This window comes from Telluria sp. ZB4P34 (assembly GCF_059686055.1).
This window is the reverse complement of the sequence record NZ_JCASIF010000002.1, coordinates 373,570-394,480: the sequence shown is the minus strand read 5'-3', so window position 1 is coordinate 394,480 and position 20,911 is coordinate 373,570. Positions and strand designations below refer to the sequence as shown.

The following is a 20,911-nucleotide window of genomic DNA, read 5'->3' as shown; positions in this document are numbered from 1 at the left end:
TCGCAGTAACGGAAGTTGCGTGCCAGGGCCGAACCGTGAACTTGTGCTCGCTGACGTTCTGTCAACAGACTCAAATCGCAACTAGAGTACCCACTGTCGCAATAGCGAAAATTTCGCGTCAGGGCGGACTGGCGTACTTGCTCAAGCTGCGACGCGCTCAGGAGGGATACGTCACAGCTTGAGTAGCCCGCTTCACAGAAGCGATAGTTTTGGATGAGTTTTGCATCTTGGGCGCCTGCGTGTGCGGACACGAGAAGCAACAGTGAAAGCAGAAGGCGGACGAGGTTCATTAGGGTGGATGGGCGCAGTGAAGTTGTAATAAAGTGCAAGGGTAGAACCGGTTGTTGCTCAGCATTATTACTGCGTTTTTGCATTAATGACAACTGCCATCCGGAACGCAGCGGGGCTGGTAGCGATTTTTCTTCTTAGAGAGACTACGATTTCGCTTGACCTTCCCACTGTGGGAGGCTGTATCGTTTGAATTGGGTCGCCTTGACGATATAACCGACCGTGCTACACTCTCAACCAATGACTCGCACCCCGAAAACCTATTTGCTATGGCTGCTAATTGCCGTGATGCCCTTCCAGGCATTCGCGGCAAACGTGCTGCGCACGTGCAATTCTGGGCATCAGGGGATGACCGTGCTCGTAGCCACCATGATGGACCATGGTGACGCATCGGCAAGTTCACACGATGCCGTTATGGACCAGCAGTCAGCTGATGAGGAAAAGTGCCCAGAAATGGCGTCTTCAGATGACCAGGGTAACGACACTTCCAAATCGCTCAATCACGGTTCATGCAGCGCTTGTGCTGCATGCTTTGTTTGTGCCGTTGCACCCCCGCAATTGTTGACCTTCAAGCCTTCCTTCAATAGCGCTGAGGTCTATGTGACCTTTGGCTCTACTCTCGTCGCTGGTTTCATTCCAGACAGTCTCGAACGTCCCCCTCGGCATCTCGCCGCTTAATCGTTTTCCGTAGCAACGACGCGCGTACTCGCTCGTATTCCGTTGTGCTTTTGTCGCGCATTACTGCTGCGCGTCTACTTTCGATTATGGGACGACTATGTTCTCCAAACGTTTTGTTGCCGCCAGTGCGGTAGCCGTAACTTCGTTCGCGTCCATCGCGGGCGAGCCACCAGCTTCTCTCAAAGCCACCGACCCGGCTGCTCAGGTTTCACAAACGACGTACACCTCGGTTTTTTCAACGTACAGGCCGGCGCAGGACACCAGTGTCTCGCCCGACAAGGTATGGAAAGAAGCTAACGCTACGGTTGCGAGCGAGGGTATGCATGGAGGTGCTCACTCGGGCCACGCGCCGGCAGCCCAAGATGCTAGCGGTCACGCTGGGCATACGGTGCCGACCCAAGGCGCAAATCCAGGCGCCCATTCTGGCCACGGAACACCAGCTGAACGAACTGGTCAGGCGTCACATGCAGGGCATCAGATGCCAGCTCAAGTCGTCGCTCCGGCGGCCCCTGCTGGCCAACCTTCGCCGGCAGCGCACGCAGGTCATCAAATGGCACCAGCTCCAAAGTCAGACCCGCACGCTGGTCATCAAATGGCGCCAGTGACAAAGTCAGACCCGCACGCTGGGCACCAGATGGCGCCGCTGCCAAAGCCTGACCCACACGCCGGGCATCAGATGGCGCCGGTTCCAAAGCCCGACCCGCATGCAGGACACCAAATGGGCCCGGAAAAAATGCCGGCCAATGGTGCTCGCTTAGCTCCTGCAAAGGGTGCAACGAATGAGGCGTCGCATGAACAGCATCAGCAACAAGGAAAAGAGGCGAAGAAATGAAGCCTATTGTTTTCACACCATTACTTAAGACTTCCAGTCTTTTGCTGGCCGTATCGGTTCTAGCCGGATGCTCGACGCTGTCCAGCGACGGCGCAGCGAGCGATGTCTCAAAGTTGACGCAGCCCCGTACCGGCTTCGGAGTCACTGGCGAAAGGAACGACAGTGACGCGCAGGCTAGCTCTGCCCAAGTCTCCAAGCTCCTGTCGGTACCTCTGACGCCTGACTCTGCGGTGCAGATTGCGTTGCTCAACAATCGCGGCCTTCAGGCTTCACTCGCAGAGCTCGGCGTGTCTGAAGCCGACTTTGTCCAGGCCGGCCGTATGCGTAACCCAGGCTTTTCATTTAGCCGGATGCGTGGCGGCGACGAGGTTGAAATAGAACGTAGCGTGATGTTTGACCTGATTGGTCTGCTGACTATTCCAATGCGCAGCACTATTGAACGTGGCCGGTTTGAACAAGCCAAGCTGACCGCTGCGTCAGAAGCAGTGCGCTTGGCTAGCGAAACCCGTCGTGCGTACTTCAGCGCCGTGGCAGCTGCTCAAACAGAGAAATTTATGAGCCAAGTAGTGACTTCAGCCGAGGCTGGAGCCCAGCTCGCGCAGGAGCAAGCCAAGGTTGGCAACTGGAGCAAACTGGACAGGGCACGTGAGCAGGCTTTCTATGCGGAGGCAACGACGCAGTATGCCCGCGCCCGCCACGCTTCTACGGCAGCACGTGAGCAACTTGTCAGGTTATTAGGCCTCTGGGGTTCAAACGTCAACTTTAAGATTCCCGACCGTCTGCCAGACCTCCCACAAAAGCCAAATGAACCGGGAGCGCTCGAGGCTCTTGCAATGGAGCAGAGACTCGACATCCAGATTGCCAAGCGGGACGTTGACGCTACCGCTCGGTCGCTGGGTCTGACAAACGCTACAGGCTTTATCAATGTCCTGGACGCTGGATACGCCAACAAGAGCACTACCGGGGCGCCCCGTGAGAACGGCTACGAAATATCGCTGGAACTACCTATTTTTGACTGGGGTGGGTCTCGACGTGCGCGTGCGAAGGCAACGTACATGCTCTCTGTCAATCGCACCGCCGACGCTGCTGTTCGCGCGCGCTCGGAAGTGCGCGAAGCGTACTCGGCGTACCGCACGACCTATGACGTCGCCAAACACTATCGCGACGAGGTAGTCCCGCTAAGGAAGCAGATTTCGGAAGAGGTCCTCCTTCGCTACAACGGGATGCTTGCCAGCGTTTTCGAGTTGCTGGCTGACTCGCGCGACCAAATCACGAGCGTTAACGGCGCCATTGAAGCGCAACGAGATTTCTGGATTGCAGAGACAGAGTTGCAGGCGGCCATAAACGGCAGCGGCGGGGCCGTTTCGCGGCCAACCATTGCAGCGTCGAGCTCCGCGCCAGCGGCTGAACATTAATTGGAGAGTTGAGATGGTTTCACGTAGAGATTTGTTCACCGGTGCCGCGGCACTGATTGGGGCCGGGGTGGTCAGCCGAGTCGGCGCAGCATCCCTCCCGGAAGCAGTAATCATGCAGAGCGCTGCGACGCAGGTTCCACCACCGCCACCGAACGGTCGTCCTTACAACCCTGTCGTCACACTTAATGGTTGGTCGCTTCCATGGCGCATGAACAATGGCGTCAAGGAATTTCACTTGGTTGCCGAACCCGTTGTGCGTGAATTCGCCCCGGGGATGAAGGCCAATCTTTGGGGGTACAACGGTACATCGCCAGGACCGACTATCGAAGTCGTTGAAGGCGACCGTGTACGCATTTTCGTCACGAACCGCTTACCGGAACACACCAGTATCCACTGGCATGGTCAGCGCCTGCCAAATGGAATGGATGGCGTCACGGGGCTGACCCAAAAGGGCATCCAGCCTGGCAAGACGATGGTGTATGAGTTCGTGGCGCGGCGGCCCGGCACCTTTAAGTACCACCCACATGCCGATGAAATGGTGCAGATGGCTATGGGCATGATGGGTTTCTGGGTCACCCACCCAAAGAACCCGAACTTCATGAAGGTTGACCGGGATTACGTGTTCCTGCTTGCAAGCTACGACATTGAGCCAGGCAGCTTCGTTCCGAAGACATCGACGATGTTGGACTTCAATCTGTTCACGTTCAACAGCCGCGTGTTTCCTGGGATTGATACGATGGTCGCGCGTCAGGGTGAGCGGGTACGTATTCGCTTCGGCAATCTCACGATGACGAATCATCCAATTCATCTGCACGGTCACGAATTCGAGGTTACCGGGACAGATGGAGGCTGGACTCGACCAGAGTCGCGCTGGCCTGAAGTAACGGTCGATGTCGGCGTGGGCCAAATGCGTGCAGTCGAGTTCGTTGCGACGGACCTGGGCGACTGGGCGTTCCACTGCCATAAATCACACCACACCATGAACGCGATGGGTCACGACGTGCCGACCATGATTGGCACTTCCCAGCGCGAAGCAGCCAAGAAGATTTCGACAATCATCCCAGACTACATGGCGATGGGTTCGACGGGCGGCTCGATGGGTGAGATGGAAATGCCGCTACCCGAGAATACCCTTCCAATGATGGGCGGGCAGGGGCCGTTTGGCGGTGTCGAGATGGGCGGGATGTTCACTGTTCTCAAGGTCCGTAAAGACCAGAAGAGAGGCGATTACAGCGACCCTGGCTGGTACAAACACCCGCCTGGGACGCTTGCTTACGAATGGAATGGTGCTCCGCCCGAGGCAATCAGAAGTACCTCTGCCGGAGGACAGTCCATGCCTGCGGCGAAGTCAACGCCGAACGTGGAATTCAACGTTCGTAAGCCATCGGGGCACTCAGGACATTGACCTTGTGTCCACCACTGCGTTCTAAATAGAAATCTATTCGCAGTCGAGATACGGCTGCCAATCACAACTTTGAAGAAGAGATAACCAATGAAAATCGCAAAAATCGTTACCAACATTGCTGCAGTTACGTTTGCCCTGACCGCTTTCAATCCTGCCATGGCGCAATCGCATGACCACGGTAATCATGCGCCAGCAGCGGTCGCCGGTCAGGAGGCACCCATGTCGGACGGTGAAGTAAAAAAGGTCGACAAAGAGACCGGCCGCATTACCCTCAAGCACGGCCCCCTTGAGAACTTAGGGATGCCTGGGATGACGATGGTATTTGGTGTCAAAGACGCTTCGGCGCTCGATGCGCTTAAAGTCGGTGACAAGATTAAGTTCGTCGCTGAGAAGCTCGATGGCCGCTATGTCGTGACGCAGCTAACCGTCCAGAAGTAAGAAGCAGGGAGAAAAGGCGTCCATGCCCGACTCAGCGGGACGCCACTTGTACAGAACTGGGGTGAGTATTTTTGCAACCAACCAAGGAGTAAATATGAAAATCTCGAAAATTGCACTTGCGACACTTACGTTTGTTGCTTTGTCGGCTAACGCCGTTCCTCAGCATCAGAGTGGCTCACATGGCGGCGCCGGGCACGATATGGCGAATATGCACTCGATGCACAAGAGCTCACCAAACGCTGAAAAAGCGCCGTACGAACAGCAGTTCCTCGACACGATGGCCATGCACCATCAGATGGCAATGCATATGGCCAGCCTGGTAGAAAGTCGTTCTGACAGCCAGCACCTCAAGGATATGGCAAAGAAGATGATGGCAGAGCAGGAAAAAGAGATTGCCCAGCTCAAGGGGTGGAAAGAGCAGTGGTATGCCGGCAAGCCGGAGGCGATGAACATGAAGATGCCGGGGATGCCAGAGTCGATGAAAGGCATGTCGAGCGAAAAGCTTACTTCCGCCAAGGGTGAACAGTTCGACCGGCTGTTCGTGGACATGATGAGCCAGCACCACAAGGGAGCCATCAAAATGGCCCAAACTGCAGCGCCAAAACTCCAGCATGCCGAAGTCAAAGAGTTTGCGAAGAAGCTTGTCGAAACGCAGAAAAAGGAAGTGGCACACATGGCCGAGATGAAAAAATCTTGGGCAGAGCCGAAGAATTAAGAAGTCGAGAGCAGTTAAGAGCACGACAAGCCTAGCAATCGCTAATCGGCTTGTCGGGCTGTCCCCAACCATTGCAGATAAACATAAATCTATGCGCCACACACTTTTTGCCATCGCGCTCTCGGCCGCGTCCCTCCAGGCATTCGCTGCGACTCCGCTCGAAACCGTCTCTGCGTTCCATGACGCGCTGTCGGCAGGGAAGGCTGAAGCGGCTACCGTCTTCCTCTCCCCGACTATCCAGATTTTCGAGTCCGGTTACGTCGAGCGTTCACGCGATGAGTACGCCGGGCACCATCTCCCGAGCGACATGGCCTTTGCTAAAGCGACGAGCCAAACGGTCCTACGCCAGAACGAGCGTGTTGAGGGCAATATCGCCATCGTGACACGCGAAACTGAGACAAAAGGGAAGTTCAAAGGAACAAACGTCCACTCGTTTGGAACAGAGACTGCCGTACTGGAAAAGCAGGGTGATAAGTGGCTCATCACGCACGTTCACTGGTCCTCCCGTAAAGCCAAGTAACTAACACCTTCAACAAAGGCAGAACATGAAAACCGTTCAAAAAATCGTAGCAACAGTCGTCTTTGCAGCAGCCACCCTCGCTGCCCCGTTCGCAATGGCACACGCGAAGCTTACTGCTTCAAACCCAACGCCAGGGGCCGTTTTGGAAGCAGCGCCAACCGAAATTACCCTCACCTTCAACGAGAAGGTCGAGCAAGCGTTTAGCACCGTCACTTTGACTTACACCGACGGCAAGGTCGTCGAAACTGAGAAGGCGAAGGTCGATGCCGCCAACCCAGCAATTGTGCGTCTCCCGACGAAAGGCCTGTCCACAGGTACTTACACCGTTAAATGGGCCGTCGCTGGTCACGACGGTCACCGCCGTACGGGCACGTTCTCGTTCTCGGTGAAATAAATGGACAGCGTCCTGGGCCTTCAGGTTGGGTCAGTCACCGCCTTGAACGCCGCGTTTGCGTGGCTTGTCGGCTCGTGGCTGGCCCGGCGTTGGCTGTCGGCCTCAGGTGCCTTGCGCGCGAACACGGAGGCTTTGCTGCGCTTGGGTGACATTTCTGCTGCTGCATTTGGCGTAGTAGCCACAGGCGCCATGTTATGGGCGTCCGCCGCCGTCATGGGAGGTGTTGGCTTACAAGAAGCCAAGGACGTAGTCTGGCAAATGTTGACCATGACAAGTATCGGGCGCGCCGGCTATATCTCGTTTTTTGCGATTACCCTGGTACTGGTCATTCGATTATTTCGTTCAACTGCAGCGTGGCGTGAGTGGGCAGTACTTGCCGCCTTAGGTCTCTTTGCGTTTGTACGCGCGTCAATGGGGCATGCTGGCGAAAACGGTTACTGGACTCTGCCTTTCGCGTCAGAGGTAATTCATCTCACTGCAATGGGGGCATGGACGGGCTTGGTTGCCGTCTCTGCGTGGAAAGCGATAGGCAACGGCGCAGGCCAACCTGACTTGACCCGAATGGCTCACTATCTCGATTCGATGTCTGCAGCTGCCATGGTCGCAGTCGTAGCAGTTTTCGTGACTGGGCTGTTCAATGCATGGAACAGGGTTGGAACCTTAGACAACTTATTGGACAACAGCATCTACACGATGGCACTGCTAATAAAGGTCGGGCTAGTAGGGGCTGCGCTCATTCTCGGCGGGTACAACAAGTTCATCGGACTAGCCCTTGCCCGGGACTCAGTGCATGGCCTTGAGCGCGTGAAGTTAGTGCTAAAGGTGGAGAGCGTGGTTTTACTTGCTGTGCTGATTGCAGCAGCTGTGTTGACGTCGCAGCAGCCACCAGCGGCAATGTGATGTTGGCCTCCGCGATGCACTTCTTGCGGAGGCGGCGCACGTGGCAGCACCCGGTAAGCTTACTCACTGCTTAGAGGGATTGTCTGGTTCCGGTCTGGCTGCGCCCCGATTGTCGCGGTTAGCTACTAATGACGATGAAGCTGCCAGACCTATCAGATGAGACCAATGTAGCGTTTGGATATCAAGTTTTCCTGACTGTACCGTGTGCGTCCGGTTTTTTGACGCTGCTAGACTGAAAAAATGAAACGAGGTCTCTACCGCGTGTGCGTGCTCTGGCTCCTATTGGTTGCTGTCCCTCTACAGGGGCTCGCGGCTGCAGTAGGAGGGTGCTGCGTACGTGCACAGACACAGTCGATGCCTTCGGTGTCCGTTGATGGGGAATCGGGGACTACTTCGGCTATGCCTTGTGAAGACCCGAGCGGTATGCAAATGACTGATGACGGCTCGCCTGGCGAGCTGTCCCAACAGCATCCGAAGAAGTCCGGCTCCTGTAAGCCTTGTGCAGCATGCGGGCTAGGAGCGGGTGCTCCCCCGTCAGTGCTTTCAGATAAGATTAAGTCGACCAAGAGCGATTCTCCCGTAGCAACCCCACCCGGCATATTCGCAAGTCACATCTCAGCTGGCTTAGAGCGACCGCCGAAATACCTCTCCGTAATCCTGTAAGCATTCCTGCTTGTCCTTGTCTACCGTCTCATTATGGCGGCCGTTGGACTTGCATACACGTTATCGCTTTCATTACTTTAAGAGGAAATCATGACCAACAAAGTCTCCGCAAATACCGGAAGGACAGGTCGCGTCTATCGCTTAGGCTGGATTCACGCGGTTGTTGCCACGACTGCCGGCACTCTTCTTCTTTCGTCCGCCGCATCGGCTAATGGCCCTGGCGAACGGAAGACGGCACGATTCGAACGGAACTACCTGACCTTCATTATCGACCACCACTACTCGGCCCTGCGTATGACCGAACTTGCGGCAGGTAGTGACCGCGTTCGAGACCCGGCCGTCGTTAACCCTGACGAAGGCACAACGCCGACACCAGGCTATGCCGAAAGTATCCCTAAGGCGTCGGCAGAAGAAATTCGGTCCATGTCGCGTCAAGCCAACCGGGGGCAGCGGGAGGAGATTGCAAAGGCTCAGCGAATGCTGCGGGAGTGGTACGGCGTAACGCATGTGCCAAGGCTTGCCCCCTCTGGGATGCAGATGATTCAAATGCTAGAGCGTGCCCCTGCTGGACGACAGTTTGATGAGCAATTTCTCAGAGTATTCAGCAGCCACCACTTTGCCGCTCTCAGCCCTAGCATCGAATGCCAGGTGAAGAGCGACCTGTCTCACGATGGTCTTCGCCGGTACTGCGACAACATCGTAACGATGCAGAAGAACTCAATTAATGACATGAGGGAAATGCTGTGCAAGCAGTTCCGTGACTGTGACTTCGTACCGGCTGCCAACGTACGCAGACTAGATTGACCGTCACGCCGCTTGGGTCGTTCTCAAAAGCGACCCAGTTTCGTATTACGAGTAACTTGACCTTCACACTTGGAGAACGACATGGACATGAATTCTTTTCAGAGCTGTATCGATGCATGTAACGCCTGCGCCAACGCATGTGACAACTGCGCAGCAATGTGTTTAAAGGAAGAGCACGTGGCCGCAATGGCAAAGTGCATCGCGTTAGACATGGACTGCGCCCAGGCCTGCCGCTTCGCTGCAGCATTGATGGCACGCGGGAGCGAACACGCCGCAGCGGCTTGCCGTATGTGCGCAGAAATCTGCGCAGCCTGCGCTGATGAGTGCGCGCAGCACCAGATGGACCATTGCCAAAGGTGTGCAGAGGCCTGCCGACAGTGCGCGGCTGAGTGCCAGCGAATGGCAGTCTAAATCTAAACCGTTTAAGAAGTAGGAAGTTCAGATACCGCATCTTCACGCGGTATCTGAATGGTCTAAAAACCGCTTGACCTTCCAATCATGGGAGGGTCTACAGTGAGTCATCACGCTTTGGTTTAATGAGCTAACTGCAAGTCTTTAGGAGCTAGGTATGACGACCGAAACGCACGGAGACCACGAAGCGCATAAGCACTCTGGGGGGCAATCTACAGGTCATGCTCACGCTGTAGGCAGCATGACTTCTCCTGACCAACCCATAGACGCGAAACCGTTCACTGACCCAGTGTGCGGCATGAAGGTAGGCCCTAATCCCGAGCGCGAAATCACTTTTGGGGGCGAGCTTTACCATTTCTGCAGTTCCAAGTGCATGGGAAAGTTTGAGGCAACGCCTGGGAATTACATCGGCAAGCTTGGAACGGTAGCTCAAGCGCCGGCTGCGGCCCCGGAAGGCTCAGTTTTTACCTGTCCTATGCATCCTGAAATCAGGCAGCCGGCACCCGGAACATGTCCTATCTGCGGAATGGCCCTCGAGCCGGAAATGCCTTCCTTAGAGGATGCTGAAAGCCCGGAATTGGTCGATTTCCGCCGTCGATTTTGGTGGACTCTTCCACTGACAGTCATCGTGTTTGTTCTGGCGATGTTCGGCCATATGCTCTTCCCAGGCGGGTTGCCTGGCCAAAACTGGATTGAGTTCGCTTTGAGTACCCCAGTTGTACTCTGGGCGGGTTGGCCGTTTTTTGAACGGTGTATCCAGTCGCTTCGCCGTATGAGCCCAAATATGTGGACACTTATCGGCTCTGGGGTTTTGGCTGCGTATGCGTACAGCGTGGTCGCTGTCATTGCACCTCAACTATTTCCAGACACGTTTAGAGTTCACGGTCGTATCGGCGTGTACTTTGAAGCTGCAGCAGTCATCGTCACTCTAACGTTGCTCGGCCAAATTCTTGAACTCCGCGCTCGTTCACAGACATCAGCCGCTATCAAGTCGCTGCTTGGCCTAGCACCTAAGACCGCGCGGCGAATCGGTCCGAATGGAGTGGAAGAGGACGTCCCGCTTAACCACGTCCATGTCGGCGATTTATTGCGTGTCCGACCGGGCGAAAAAGTGCCGGTTGACGGGATAGTCACGGAGGGTGAGAGCGCCGTTGATGAGGCAATGCTCACTGGCGAGCCGCTGCCCGTTACGAAGCGAGCAGGCGACCGCGTTATCGGAGCAACGCTAAACACAAGCGGCAGCCTTGTTGTGCGAGCAGACAGCGTTGGCTCTGCGACTATGTTGTCGCAAATTGTCCAGATGGTGGCCCAGGCGCAGCGTTCGCGCGCTCCCATGCAGCGACTCGCTGATTCTGTAGCAGGCTATTTTGTCGTCGGCGTTGCGGCCATCGCTGTTCTTACGTTTGTCGTTTGGGGCCTCTTCGGGCCCGAGCCGAGTTGGGTATTTGGCTTTGTGAATGCAGTGTCTGTCCTCATCATCGCTTGTCCATGTGCCTTGGGCTTGGCGACGCCAATGTCCATCATGGCGGCAACTGGAAGGGCTGCAACACAGGGAGTGCTGTTCCGAGATGCGGCTGCAATCGAGGACCTCCGACAGGTGAACACAATTATCGTAGACAAGACGGGCACGCTAACGGAAGGAAAGCCGGCATTCAACACCGTTGTCGCAGCTCCTGGGTACAACGACGACTATGTCTTGCAGCTCGCCGCCAGCCTCGACCAGGGCAGCGAACACCCGTTGGCTCACGCAATCGTGGCTGAGGCAAAGCGCAGAGGGATTTTGCTATCAAAGCCGGAAAGCTTCGAGTCTGCCAGCGGTATTGGGGTGACGGGTGCCGTAGACGGAAAACGGGTTGCACTAGGAAATACCGCGCTGATGGAGTCTATGGATGTCGATTGGCACGCCCTCACGGGACCTGCAGAGAGCTTGAGAGCCGAGGGTGCCAGCGTAATGTACCTTGCCGAGGGAGGCGTGCTGGTAGGCCTCCTGGCAGTATCGGACCCTATTAAGGCTACGACAATAGAGGCACTGACAAATCTCCGTAACGATGGGATAACTGTTGTGATGGCGACTGGGGATGGAGTCACGACGGCTCGCTCAGTTGCCTCAAAACTCGGAATAGACGAGTTCTACGGTGAAGTAAAGCCGCAGGACAAGCTTGCATTGGTCGACAAGTTGCAGAAAGAGGGTCGCGTTGTTGCAATGGCCGGCGACGGTATCAACGACGCGCCGGCGCTCGCCAAATCAAACGTAGGCATCGCTATGGGTACCGGAACAGACGTGGCCATTAACAGTGCCCACATCACCCTTGTGAAGGGAGACCTACGCGGCATTGCGGTCGCTCGCTCGATTTCTGTACAGACGGTGCGAAACATGTGGCAAAACCTCGGCTTTGCCTTTGTCTACAACGCGCTCGGGATACCACTGGCCGCTGGAGTACTGTACCCGTTCACGGCACAGCTGTTGTCTCCCATGGTCGCCGCACTTGCCATGAGTCTTAGCTCTGTCTCCGTAATTACTAACGCATTGCGCCTTCGAGGACGCGCGGCGCCGCTGAGCACACCAGCCCTGAGCTCGCACCAAGGATAGGAACCACATGCCAAATTCCGACATCGTTAGCGACAACCAGATAAGCAACTCTGGCTCGTCCAGATTGCCAGCAGAACAGCTCAACAGTTCCTGCTTTTGCAGCAGCCTGGACAAGTCTGCGCTGAAGTCGGCGCTGTCCTGCGAACTGCACGACGATATGCTTTTCGAGCTGATAGAGGAACGATGTCCGTTCCTGTTCTCGGCACGGCCTATCTTCATTTCCAGTACCCAGGCGGCCAAAATCGAGGAGGTAGTACGTGCCCTTGAGTCTGTCATTGAGCTGCCCGCATACCGAGAGCGTGTACTGGCCGATGCGCCTGACATTGCCAAGAATAGGGTTAACGGTGCACGAGGGGTGTTTTTCGGATACGACTTCCATCCGGACGGCGCAAACCTCGGCCTCATCGAAATAAACACAAACGCTGGAGGCGCGATGCTCAACGCCGCTATGGCAAGGGCGCATCGAACCTGCTGCCTGGATGATGCTCAGCTGGCACAGTCAATACTTTCCGGCGCCGTGTTCGAGGACGAGATAGTGCAGATGTTCCGGGCAGAATGGGCAGCAGCAAGGCAAACTGCACCTCTGCGAACTATAGCGATAGTCGACACGCAACCTCAGCAACAGTACCTCTACCCTGAATTTCTTCTGTTTCAGCGGCTGTTCGCCAAGAACGACATCAATGCCGTCATCGCAGACCCGGGTGAACTTACTTTCAAAGACGGCGCGCTGTGGTTTGGTGAGCTAAAGACTGACTTGGTCTACAACCGGCTTACTGACTTCATGCTTGAGGCGCCTGAGTCGCGCGCGCTTCATGACGCGTTCTGCGAGGACGCGGTTGTACTCACCCCGCATCCGCAAGCTCACGCTCTCTACGCAAACAAGCGAAATCTCACCATCCTGAGCGATGCAACGGCGCTGGGAGGGCTCGGGGTACCCCAGGCGACTATCGACATATTGGTCGCTAACTTACCTTTCACCGAGAGCGTCACGACCAGTAACGCTGAACGATTGTGGAGCGAGCGACGCAATCTGTTTTTCAAGCCTGTCGCTGGATACGGAGGAAGGGCTGCATATCGCGGTGACAAGGTAACGAAGCGAGTGTGGCAGGAAATCTTATTGGGCGAGTACATCGCTCAGAGAGTTGTCGCTCCTGGCGTTCGAGTCTCCGGTACCGCAGACAGTCCCGAAACTTTGAAGTTCGACTTGCGAAGCTACGTGTACAACAGCCGAGTCCAGTGGACTGCGGCACGCGTCTATCAGGGCCAGACCACAAATTTCCGGACTCCAGGTGGCGGGTTCGCACCTGTCTACAGCCTGAGCGATGAAGAAGTGACTGCGGAATTGAAAGCAATCAGTGAGGCAGCAAGCGGCAGGAGCTGCTGCGCTAGTGACTGCAAATGACTGAGCGCACTGCCATCAAACAGCGGAAGAATCGCCGCGCCGCACACTGTTGAAGCGGGGCGCAGTCTTTGCACGATGGTCTACGGTGGACACAATATCCCGCTAGACCACTAACGCTAACCGAAAATGACACGAACACCGGTTACTTGATGAGGAATTCCTCTTTGTCTCGGCCGTTGAGTCAACGCGGTGCCCGACCTCGTCCCGTCCAGGTCGCTCCAGAGTCCCGGTCGCGGTACTTTGCCTGAACCATTCCCTTTTTTCCTGCCTGCTTCGTCTTTTTGTTCGGTTTTGCAGAGTCAGAGGGCGGCAGCTTGTGCGCATCCATGAGCTTTCGTACCTTGCTACAGGCTTCAACGAGTTCATCTTGACCGAATCTTTCCTAGACTTACCTGAGCAACAACACTGACACTTTGGAAAGTCGAAGCATCTCAGAGGTCGTGCTGCGAAACAGCAAGCTTCGGAGCGGCGAGTGGCTGTAAGACCCCATTATTAGCAGGTCGAAGCCTCCGTGAGCCAACGCATGGGTAATGACCTCTTTTGGACTACCTGGGTGGATACTTGCCGTCGCGTCTATTCCAGACCCGACTAATGTATCAACGGCAGCATACAACTGCTTTTTCTTCGAGTCACCTAGTTCACCGGCGGCTACTAACTGGAGTGGAAATCCGCGGAGTAAGGGGCTGCTAGCTAACATCTCGACACCTTTACGCGTCACACGGCCGCCATCGAAGGCGAAGAGCACTTTCTTCGGTTCTCGATAGTTCTTGTTGACCACCAACACTGGGCGGGTAGTCGAACGTATTACCCATTCTAAATGCTTGCCTAATCCGGCATTTACGTCTGGAGCGGAGTGCCCGTCGCGGCCAATAACCAGTAGGCGGCTACCCTCCTGCTGCTCAGCCAGGGTCTCCTCAATGTCACCATGGCGGAGGCGACTGTCAACGGTATTTGCACCACTCTGCAAGGCCCGCTCGCGCAACCTGGAGAGCAAAGCGCGCCCTTGCTCACGTATCAAGCGGGTGCGCTCCTCATCTTCCTTCGTCAGCTGGTCCATCAACTTTTCTTGTGCATCCAGACCAATGGAACCGCTGTGGTCCTGGCTGCCGGTCAATTCAACATGTCGCTCTAAAACATGAAGCAGCTCAACGGGGGCATCAAGCCTGCGCGCAGCCCAGGCTGCATAATCGGTCACCACGTCGGACAGGGGCGTCGCCTCAACACACGCAAGAATTTTACGGTCAATTTTCATGGTTGGCCTCCTTAATGGCTCAGCAACATGTCATCGGCACCATCCTTGTCGTGAATGGCAAACTTATCGACCAGCGTGGCACTCGCTTCATTGAGGCCTGATATTTCGACCTCGGTGCCTTCGCGACGGAACTTCAGAACTACCTTGTCCAGCGCGCTAACAGCAGTGATGTCCCAAAAATGGGCACGACTCACATCAATGCGCACCTTGTCGAGCACTTCCTTGTAGTCGAAGGCATCACTAAAGCGTTCGGCCGAGGCAAAGAAAACCTGACCCGCGACCTGATAAGTGCGAGCTCGGCCATCGTCCTCCGTACGCGAACGGACGCGCAGAATCTGACCGACCTTATGTGCAAAGAAGAAGCCCGACAGCAACACCCCGGTCAGCACACCCTTGGCCAAGTCGTGCGTGGCTACGGTCACAATCACCGTAGCGACCATGACGGCGCTTGAACTCTTCGGGTGCTCGCGCAGGTCCGTGATGGAGCGCCAGTTGAACGTACCGATGGAGACCATAACCATCACAGCGACGAGTGCCGCCATGGGAATCTGCTTGACCCACTCGCCGAGGAAAACCACGAGAATCAGCAACACTACCCCGGACGCCAAGGTAGAGAGTCGACCGCGACCACCCGATTTCACATTGATGACCGACTGACCAATCATGGCGCAACCCGCCATTCCTCCAATGAATCCAGTTGCGATATTGGCGACGCCCTGACCGACGCATTCGCGGCTCTTGTCGCTTTTGGTATCCGTCAGGTCATCGACGATGGCTGCTGTCATCAAGGATTCAAGCAACCCGACTACCATTAAGGTCAGCGAGTACGGCAGGATGATGAGCAGCGTTTCCAGACTGAACGGCACATTCGGGATTAGAAAGGTCGGCAGACTATCCGGCAGCTCGCCCATATCGCCGACCGTCCGGATGTCGAGACCAAGTGCGATGGAGGCAGCAGTCAGGACGACGATAGTGACCAAGGGCGATGGCACAGCGCGGGTGATGTACGGAAAGCCGTAGATGATAGCCAAGCCGGCAGCCGTCATCGCGTAAACGTGCCAACTGACATTGGTCAGCTCCGGCAACTGGGCCATGAAGATTAGGATAGCTAGCGCATTAACGAAGCCTGTGACCACCGAGCGGGAGACGAAACGCATGAGCCGCCCCAATTGCAGCCAACCGGCGATTATTTGAAGGACGCCTGTCAATACGGTAGCGGCCAGCAGGTATTCCAGCCCATGTGACTTGACCAGGGTCACGATAACCAGTGCCATGGCGCCTGTAGCGGCGGAAATCATGCCCGGCCGGCCACCAAAAAAGGCAATCAGCGTCGCAATCGAGAAGGAAGCATAAAGACCGACTTTCGGGTCAACGCCAGCGATGATGGAAAAGGCAATCGCCTCAGGGATGAGTGCGAGTGCGACGACTAGGCCTGCGAGCAGGTCATTTCGGATGTTGGAAAACCAGTCTTGTTGAATTTTTTGCAATAGCATAGCGATAGACAACTCGGGTGTTATTCCGAGTGATAGAAAAGATAGGTACCAGCTCTCGATAGACCGCAAACGCGGTCTGGAGAACACGACAGGCCACGTCCTCTGGCTCGTCAATGACGACCAAGAGGCTCTAAAGGGCCAAGCGGGATGGGATGAAGCTCAGGGCGGAGTAACTGAGCAGAAGTAGCCGCGCGGGAGGGAAGAGCCGCGGTAGAATATGAACTGCGACCCGCTCACGGCGAAGCCAGCATGGCAATGGCCATACGGTTCTGCTAGGGGACAGGAGGTCCAAGTTGCATTCATGTTGGTGCGAATTGTGCAGTGCACACTGACGCTAGTCAAGGTTAACCGTGCTTCTGCGAGAAAGCCCGATAGTTCATCGGCGATTGCGGCGGGGAGGACTGAACTACGTGACATGCCTTCGTTAGGCGCATTATCCAGGCCTAGTAGTCGGCACTCGGCGGACCGGCCTTACGCTAGAGCTCGCGCATCCTCCAGTGCAAAATGCCAGCACAACCCGCAGCATCGATGGGCATGGCCGGTGTCGAATGACTGCAGCTTGGCTTCGTCAACCACCGACGACAGGAGGTACGGCCAGTTACATCAGCGAACGGGCGGGCCGAATCAGCTCAACGATGTGTCAATGCGTTGCGAATGAGAGCAAGTTCGCTGTTGCAGACCTTTGCATCATTGCCTAGGTCTGCGAAGCCGGAGCGCGCTCAGCTACAACCACTGCGGTTCAGTTAGATTTTCTCAATTTGACGGTCAATGGCTCTAATTGCTCTTTCGCTTCTCTCGCTATATCGGTCGGTTAGATAGTCCGCGCGACCCCGCATCAACAAGGTAATTTTGAACAGCTCTTCCATCACGTCGACAACACGGTCGTAGTAGCTTGAGGGACGCATACGTCCTTCATCGTCAAACTCCTTGTAAGCCATTGGCACAGAAGACTGGTTCGGGATTGTGAACATCCTCATCCATCGCCCGAGAAGCCTGAGCGTGTTCACCACGTTGAAAGACTGAGAGCCCCCGCAAACCTGCATGACTGCGAGCGTGCGGCCTTGACTCGGGCGGAGCGCTCCTTGTTCCAGGGGCACCCAGTCAACTTGGTTCTTCAGCACAGAGGTAACTGTTCCATGACGCTCGGGGCTACACCAGACCTGGCCTTCTGACCAAAGGAAGAGTTCACGCAACTCGACCACCTTAGGATGCGTCTCTGGAACGCTTCCGACCATCGGAAGTTCGGTTGGGTCAAAAATTTTCACCTCGGCGCCAAAATGCTCGAGAATTCGCGCCGCCTCATAGGTGAGGAATCGGCTGAACGAGCGTTCCCGGAGGGAACCGTAGAGCATCAAAATTCGAGGTGGATGGGCTAGGTCGCCGGTCGGCTCCAACTTGGTCACGCTTGGGATGTCGAGTTGCCCAGGATTGATGTTAGGCAAGTCCAGAATTTTATCCATTGAGAAGATTTCCTTTCTCATCAATGACAACCTCGCCGTCTTCCTTGGAAAACGGGCCTTGCTGGGGAGCGTCTAAGATGTCCAGCACTGCTTCTGAAGGACGGCAGAGCCGCACGCCGGCCGGTGCCGCTACAAAAGGGCGATTGATGAGAATAGGGTGTGCCAACATCGCGCTAATGAGCTCGTCATCCCCGACGTCCAGCTTGTCGAGAGCAAGTTCTAGGTATGGCGTACCCTTTTGGCGAATCGCGTCCCGCACGCTTAAGCCTGCATCCTTAATCAGACCGGTTAAGGTCGCGCGGTCTGGAGGCGTCTTCAGATACTCAACGACGGCTGGCTCAATGCCAGCATTGCGGATGAGAGCCAAGGTGTTGCGAGATGTCCCGCAACCCGGGTTGTGATAGATGGTGACGGTCATTAGTTCTCCTAGCTCAAGCGAATTGCAAGGGCTGACAAGGTGACGAGAAGAATCGGAAGCGTAAGGACAGCCCCAATGCGGAAGTAGTATCCCCACGAAATTTTGATGTCTTTACTCGACAGGACATGCAACCAAAGCAGCGTTGCCAGGCTGCCAATTGGCGTGATTTTGGGTCCTAGGTCGCTGCCGATAACGTTGGCATAGACCATCGCCTCACGTACTACACCCTGTGCGGAAGATGCGTCGATAGACAGCGCTCCTATCAGAACTGTCGGCATGTTGTTCATGATGGAAGAGAGAAGGGCCGTTAGGAATCCTGTACCCAGGGCGGCGCCCCAGATACCGTACCCTGCGAATTGGTTTAGAACAGAAGTAAGGTAGTCGGTCAGGCCGGCGTTGCGCAAGCCGTAGACCACGAGATACATCCCAAGCGAGAAAATGACGACCTGCCAAGGGGCGTCAGCAAGGACCTGGCGGGTCGCAACCTTGTGACCCTTTGCAGCCACAATAAAGAGAACGAGCGCGCCAACTGCTGCTACTGCGCTGATGGGTACACCGAGGCTCCCGAGCCAGAAAAAGCCTACAAGGAGGAGCGCTAGAACCCACCACCCAGTGACGAAGGTCGCTCGGTCATGAATTGCTTCCTCCGGACGCTTCAGCTGATGGAAGTCATACGATGCCGGTATGTCGCGGCCAAAACAGAGCAGGAGAGCAAGTAGCGTAGCCAGGACAGCGACGACGTTCACAGGGGCCATCACAGCGGCGTACCGAGCGAAGCTAATGTCGAAGTAGTCGGCAGAGACGATGTTGACCAGGTTGGATACTACCAATGGCAAGCTTGCTGTATCGGCGATAAAGCCGGCGGCCATGACGTACGCTAACATCGCTTTCGCTGAGAACCGAAGCTCGCGAAGCATCGCAATGACGATAGGCGTGAGGATGAGTGCTGCGCCATCATTAGCAAACAGTGCAGCCACCGCCGCCCCCAGGAGGACAAGGAGAATGAACAGACGCTTACCACTGCCTCCGCCCCATCTCGCGACATGAAGCGCTGCCCATTCGAAGAAGCCAGCCTTATCTAGCAGCAGACTGATTATGATGACAGCGACGAAGGTGCCGGTCGCGTTCCACACGATATTCCACACGACAGGAATGTCGTTGACGCCGATGACGCCGGCAAGAAGTGCCGCTATCGCGCCAGCAGAGGCACTCCATCCGATTCCGAGCCCACGTGGCTGCCAGATGACGAGGACTAGAGTTGCCAAAAAAATCAAAAATGCGATGAGCACAATCTTCCTTGTTGTTATGCGAGAACTACGCTAGACGAGGCCTGATGGACAGCTGCTTAATTAGATTGAGCAGTAATCTCGCCGATTGGGTCGAGAGCTGCTTTCAGTTTTGCTTTGTCGTTCATAAGCTCGTCCAGAGGCAAGGCCAAAAATGCTTCGATGCGTGCGCGAATAATGGCGTAGGCTTCCTCAAAGGCAGTCTCGATTTCCTCTTCGGTTCCGACCACATGGCTCGGGTCCTCGACACCCCAGTGAGTGCGTACGACTGGCCCGAGGTAGGCTGGACAGGTCTCTCCGGCTGCGCTACTGCAGACAGTGACGACGATGTCTGGCGTTACCGGAAGTCCATCCCACGACTTGCTGAAGTAGCCTTCAGTCGAGATTCCTTTACGGTGCAATAGCGCGACTGCACGCGGATGTAACTGTCCGGCAGGTTGACTGCCCGCGCTTATGGCCCTCAGGCCCTCGGGAGCCAGATGGTTGAACGTGGCCTCGCTCAGGACAGAGCGGCAGGAGTTGCCCGTGCACAAAAAAAGTACGTTAACGGTCATTTGAAAATCCTAGAGTTAGACGGGATGTTTGCCGATGGCATCGACTTCACGCTGGATAGCATTCTTCTCCAGCATGTGGATAGGAAGGCTTAGAAAGATGCTTACACGAGCCATTACTTGGCGAAAAACTTTGTGAAAGGCCTCTCGCTGCAGGACTTCGTCCCCGCGAATAGCTGCAGGGTCCTCAAAACCCCAGTGTGCGGACACCGGGTGGCCCGGCCAGTGTGGACAGGTCTCACCTGCCGCGTTGTCACAAACGGTAAAAATGAAGTCCATGTGTGGCGCACCTGGCGCCGCAAATTCGTCCCAGCTCTTACTGCGAAGGTCCGAAAGAGGGTGGCCGGTGTTCGTTACGTACTCAAGCGCAAGGGGGTGGACGGCCCCTGTCGGATGACTACCTGCCGAGAAGCCACGGAAGCGCCCCTTGCTCATAGTCGTGACGAGTACCTCTGCCATAATGCTGCGAGCAGAATTGCCAGTGCAAACGAAAAGGACGTTGTACGTTCTGTCATTCATCTTGGACCCCGTTAATTGGTTCTTAACACTGAGTGCTGACTGCCAGGCTCGACGTATCACAGGGGATGCCGGCACAGCAGTTCTCCGTCAGGAAGCCCACCAAGTCGCTCATGGACTTGGTGTCAGCGGAGTAGATGACGAAGCGCCCATGTTGTCGCGACGTAACTAGCCCGCTATGGCTTAGTTCTTTCAGATGGAATGAAAGCGACGACGGCGCGATGTCGAGGTGTTCCGCTATTTTTGTTGCTGCCAGACCGTCAGGGCCGCACTGAATTAGCAAGCGAAAGACCGCTAAGCGGCTTTCTTGTGCTAGAGCGGATAAGGCTAGCAATGCCTGTGGCGTATCCATCGTCATCCTCTTAAAACACTTCAATAGTTGTTGAATCATTGTACCGACGTCGATACGATACTTCAAATAATATCGAAGTATTGTTACAAAGCTGTGACAGGTTCTGGACTTGAAACGGCGACCAAGTC

General features: G+C 55.6%; 22 protein-coding genes. 13 read left to right on the top strand and 9 right to left on the bottom strand.

What is annotated here, in order from left to right:
* Positions 1-528: 528 nt before the first annotated feature.
* The 13 genes from AC56KL_RS06275 to AC56KL_RS06215 all read left to right on the top strand — a co-directional run bounded on the left by AC56KL_RS06275 (position 529) and on the right by AC56KL_RS06215 (position 13,455).
* The gene (locus AC56KL_RS06275; RefSeq protein WP_497179289.1) at positions 529-966 is read left to right on the top strand and encodes a hypothetical protein; all 438 of its coding nucleotides are present in this window, start codon (positions 529-531) and stop codon (positions 964-966) included.
* A 323-nt stretch (positions 967-1,289) separates the two neighbouring features.
* Entirely contained in the window at positions 1,290-1,571 is a 282-nt protein-coding gene (locus AC56KL_RS06270; protein ID WP_497179288.1) for a hypothetical protein, read from the top strand.
* 223 nt (positions 1,572-1,794) lie between these two features.
* On the top strand, positions 1,795-3,213 hold the full coding sequence (locus AC56KL_RS06265; protein WP_497179287.1) for a TolC family protein: 1,419 nt from the start codon (positions 1,795-1,797) through the stop codon (positions 3,211-3,213).
* A 13-nt stretch (positions 3,214-3,226) separates the two neighbouring features.
* Positions 3,227-4,618 carry a multicopper oxidase family protein gene (locus AC56KL_RS06260; RefSeq protein WP_497179286.1) on the top strand — a complete coding sequence of 464 codons (1,392 nt, stop codon included), beginning with the start codon at positions 3,227-3,229 and terminating at the stop codon, positions 4,616-4,618.
* An 87-nt stretch (positions 4,619-4,705) separates the two neighbouring features.
* Positions 4,706-5,056, top strand: coding sequence for a copper-binding protein (locus AC56KL_RS06255; protein ID WP_497179285.1), 351 nt, complete (start codon positions 4,706-4,708; stop codon positions 5,054-5,056).
* 94 nt (positions 5,057-5,150) lie between these two features.
* Entirely contained in the window at positions 5,151-5,771 is a 621-nt protein-coding gene (locus tag AC56KL_RS06250; RefSeq protein WP_497179284.1) for a DUF305 domain-containing protein, read from the top strand.
* Between the two features lie 91 nt (positions 5,772-5,862).
* The gene (locus AC56KL_RS06245; RefSeq protein ID WP_497179283.1) at positions 5,863-6,291 is read left to right on the top strand and encodes a YybH family protein; all 429 of its coding nucleotides are present in this window, start codon (positions 5,863-5,865) and stop codon (positions 6,289-6,291) included.
* Between the two features lie 25 nt (positions 6,292-6,316).
* Positions 6,317-6,685, top strand: coding sequence for a copper homeostasis periplasmic binding protein CopC (gene copC, locus AC56KL_RS06240; protein ID WP_497179282.1), 369 nt, complete (start codon positions 6,317-6,319; stop codon positions 6,683-6,685).
* Positions 6,686-7,585 (top strand): CopD family protein, encoded by a 900-nt coding sequence (locus tag AC56KL_RS06235; protein ID WP_497179281.1) that lies wholly within the window; start codon positions 6,686-6,688, stop codon positions 7,583-7,585. It abuts the gene before it with no gap.
* Between the two features lie 753 nt (positions 7,586-8,338).
* Complete coding sequence (locus AC56KL_RS06230) at positions 8,339-9,052, top strand: DUF305 domain-containing protein (RefSeq protein WP_497179280.1); 714 nt, start codon at positions 8,339-8,341, stop codon at positions 9,050-9,052.
* Between the two features lie 81 nt (positions 9,053-9,133).
* Positions 9,134-9,463 (top strand): four-helix bundle copper-binding protein, encoded by a 330-nt coding sequence (locus AC56KL_RS06225; RefSeq protein WP_497179279.1) that lies wholly within the window; start codon positions 9,134-9,136, stop codon positions 9,461-9,463.
* Positions 9,464-9,620: 157 nt separating this feature from the next.
* A complete protein-coding gene (locus tag AC56KL_RS06220) occupies positions 9,621-12,053 on the top strand; it encodes a heavy metal translocating P-type ATPase (RefSeq protein WP_497179278.1) in 2,433 nt (810 codons plus the stop codon).
* A 7-nt stretch (positions 12,054-12,060) separates the two neighbouring features.
* On the top strand, positions 12,061-13,455 hold the full coding sequence (locus AC56KL_RS06215; RefSeq protein WP_497179277.1) for a hypothetical protein: 1,395 nt from the start codon (positions 12,061-12,063) through the stop codon (positions 13,453-13,455).
* 181 nt (positions 13,456-13,636) lie between these two features.
* Here the strand turns inward: AC56KL_RS06215 and AC56KL_RS06210 are convergent, their stop codons facing one another.
* From AC56KL_RS06210 to AC56KL_RS06170, 9 genes are all read right to left on the bottom strand, one after another.
* Positions 13,637-13,708: an H-NS family nucleoid-associated regulatory protein gene (locus AC56KL_RS06210; protein ID WP_497179425.1), complete on the bottom strand. Its 72-nt coding sequence runs from the start codon at positions 13,706-13,708 to the stop codon at positions 13,637-13,639.
* 135 nt (positions 13,709-13,843) lie between these two features.
* Positions 13,844-14,707, bottom strand: a complete 864-nt coding sequence (locus AC56KL_RS06205) for a universal stress protein (protein ID WP_497179276.1) — start codon at positions 14,705-14,707, stop codon at positions 13,844-13,846.
* An 11-nt stretch (positions 14,708-14,718) separates the two neighbouring features.
* Complete coding sequence (locus AC56KL_RS06200) at positions 14,719-16,200, bottom strand: SulP family inorganic anion transporter (protein ID WP_497179275.1); 1,482 nt, start codon at positions 16,198-16,200, stop codon at positions 14,719-14,721.
* 743 nt (positions 16,201-16,943) lie between these two features.
* Entirely contained in the window at positions 16,944-17,660 is a 717-nt protein-coding gene (arsH, locus tag AC56KL_RS06195) for an arsenical resistance protein ArsH (RefSeq protein ID WP_497179274.1), read from the bottom strand.
* Entirely contained in the window at positions 17,653-18,078 is a 426-nt protein-coding gene (gene arsC, locus AC56KL_RS06190; protein WP_497179273.1) for an arsenate reductase (glutaredoxin), read from the bottom strand. The genes arsH and arsC overlap by 8 nt, the downstream gene beginning before the upstream one ends.
* 8 nt (positions 18,079-18,086) lie before the next feature.
* Positions 18,087-19,367, bottom strand: coding sequence for an arsenic transporter (locus AC56KL_RS06185; protein WP_497179272.1), 1,281 nt, complete (start codon positions 19,365-19,367; stop codon positions 18,087-18,089).
* A 56-nt stretch (positions 19,368-19,423) separates the two neighbouring features.
* Entirely contained in the window at positions 19,424-19,918 is a 495-nt protein-coding gene (locus tag AC56KL_RS06180) for an arsenate reductase ArsC (protein WP_497179271.1), read from the bottom strand.
* 15 nt (positions 19,919-19,933) lie between these two features.
* Positions 19,934-20,434, bottom strand: a complete 501-nt coding sequence (locus tag AC56KL_RS06175; protein WP_497179270.1) for an arsenate reductase ArsC — start codon at positions 20,432-20,434, stop codon at positions 19,934-19,936.
* 22 nt (positions 20,435-20,456) lie between these two features.
* Positions 20,457-20,783 (bottom strand): ArsR/SmtB family transcription factor, encoded by a 327-nt coding sequence (locus AC56KL_RS06170; protein WP_497179269.1) that lies wholly within the window; start codon positions 20,781-20,783, stop codon positions 20,457-20,459.
* Between the last annotated feature and the right edge of the window lie 128 nt (positions 20,784-20,911).

Bases quoted from the DNA above. Each gene is read 5' to 3' on its own strand.
- AC56KL_RS06255 (WP_497179285.1), top strand. From the start codon at position 4,706: ATGAAAATCGCAAAAATCGTTACCAACATTGCTGCAGTTACGTTTGCC.
- AC56KL_RS06180 (WP_497179271.1), bottom strand. From the start codon at position 19,918: ATGACCGTTAACGTACTTTTTTTGTGCACGGGCAACTCCTGCCGCTCT.
- AC56KL_RS06220 (WP_497179278.1), top strand. From the start codon at position 9,621: ATGACGACCGAAACGCACGGAGACCACGAAGCGCATAAGCACTCTGGG.
- AC56KL_RS06260 (WP_497179286.1), top strand. From the start codon at position 3,227: ATGGTTTCACGTAGAGATTTGTTCACCGGTGCCGCGGCACTGATTGGG.
- AC56KL_RS06170 (WP_497179269.1), bottom strand. From the start codon at position 20,783: ATGGATACGCCACAGGCATTGCTAGCCTTATCCGCTCTAGCACAAGAA.
- AC56KL_RS06215 (WP_497179277.1), top strand. From the start codon at position 12,061: ATGCCAAATTCCGACATCGTTAGCGACAACCAGATAAGCAACTCTGGC.
- AC56KL_RS06175 (WP_497179270.1), bottom strand. From the start codon at position 20,434: ATGAATGACAGAACGTACAACGTCCTTTTCGTTTGCACTGGCAATTCT.
- AC56KL_RS06200 (WP_497179275.1), bottom strand. From the start codon at position 16,200: ATGCTATTGCAAAAAATTCAACAAGACTGGTTTTCCAACATCCGAAAT.
- AC56KL_RS06265 (WP_497179287.1), top strand. From the start codon at position 1,795: ATGAAGCCTATTGTTTTCACACCATTACTTAAGACTTCCAGTCTTTTG.
- AC56KL_RS06225 (WP_497179279.1), top strand. From the start codon at position 9,134: ATGGACATGAATTCTTTTCAGAGCTGTATCGATGCATGTAACGCCTGC.
- AC56KL_RS06250 (WP_497179284.1), top strand. From the start codon at position 5,151: ATGAAAATCTCGAAAATTGCACTTGCGACACTTACGTTTGTTGCTTTG.
- arsC (WP_497179273.1), bottom strand. From the start codon at position 18,078: ATGACCGTCACCATCTATCACAACCCGGGTTGCGGGACATCTCGCAAC.
- AC56KL_RS06205 (WP_497179276.1), bottom strand. From the start codon at position 14,707: ATGAAAATTGACCGTAAAATTCTTGCGTGTGTTGAGGCGACGCCCCTG.
- AC56KL_RS06245 (WP_497179283.1), top strand. From the start codon at position 5,863: ATGCGCCACACACTTTTTGCCATCGCGCTCTCGGCCGCGTCCCTCCAG.
- AC56KL_RS06230 (WP_497179280.1), top strand. From the start codon at position 8,339: ATGACCAACAAAGTCTCCGCAAATACCGGAAGGACAGGTCGCGTCTAT.
- AC56KL_RS06275 (WP_497179289.1), top strand. From the start codon at position 529: ATGACTCGCACCCCGAAAACCTATTTGCTATGGCTGCTAATTGCCGTG.
- AC56KL_RS06270 (WP_497179288.1), top strand. From the start codon at position 1,290: ATGGAGGTGCTCACTCGGGCCACGCGCCGGCAGCCCAAGATGCTAGCG.
- AC56KL_RS06235 (WP_497179281.1), top strand. From the start codon at position 6,686: ATGGACAGCGTCCTGGGCCTTCAGGTTGGGTCAGTCACCGCCTTGAAC.
- copC (WP_497179282.1), top strand. From the start codon at position 6,317: ATGAAAACCGTTCAAAAAATCGTAGCAACAGTCGTCTTTGCAGCAGCC.
- arsH (WP_497179274.1), bottom strand. From the start codon at position 17,660: ATGGATAAAATTCTGGACTTGCCTAACATCAATCCTGGGCAACTCGAC.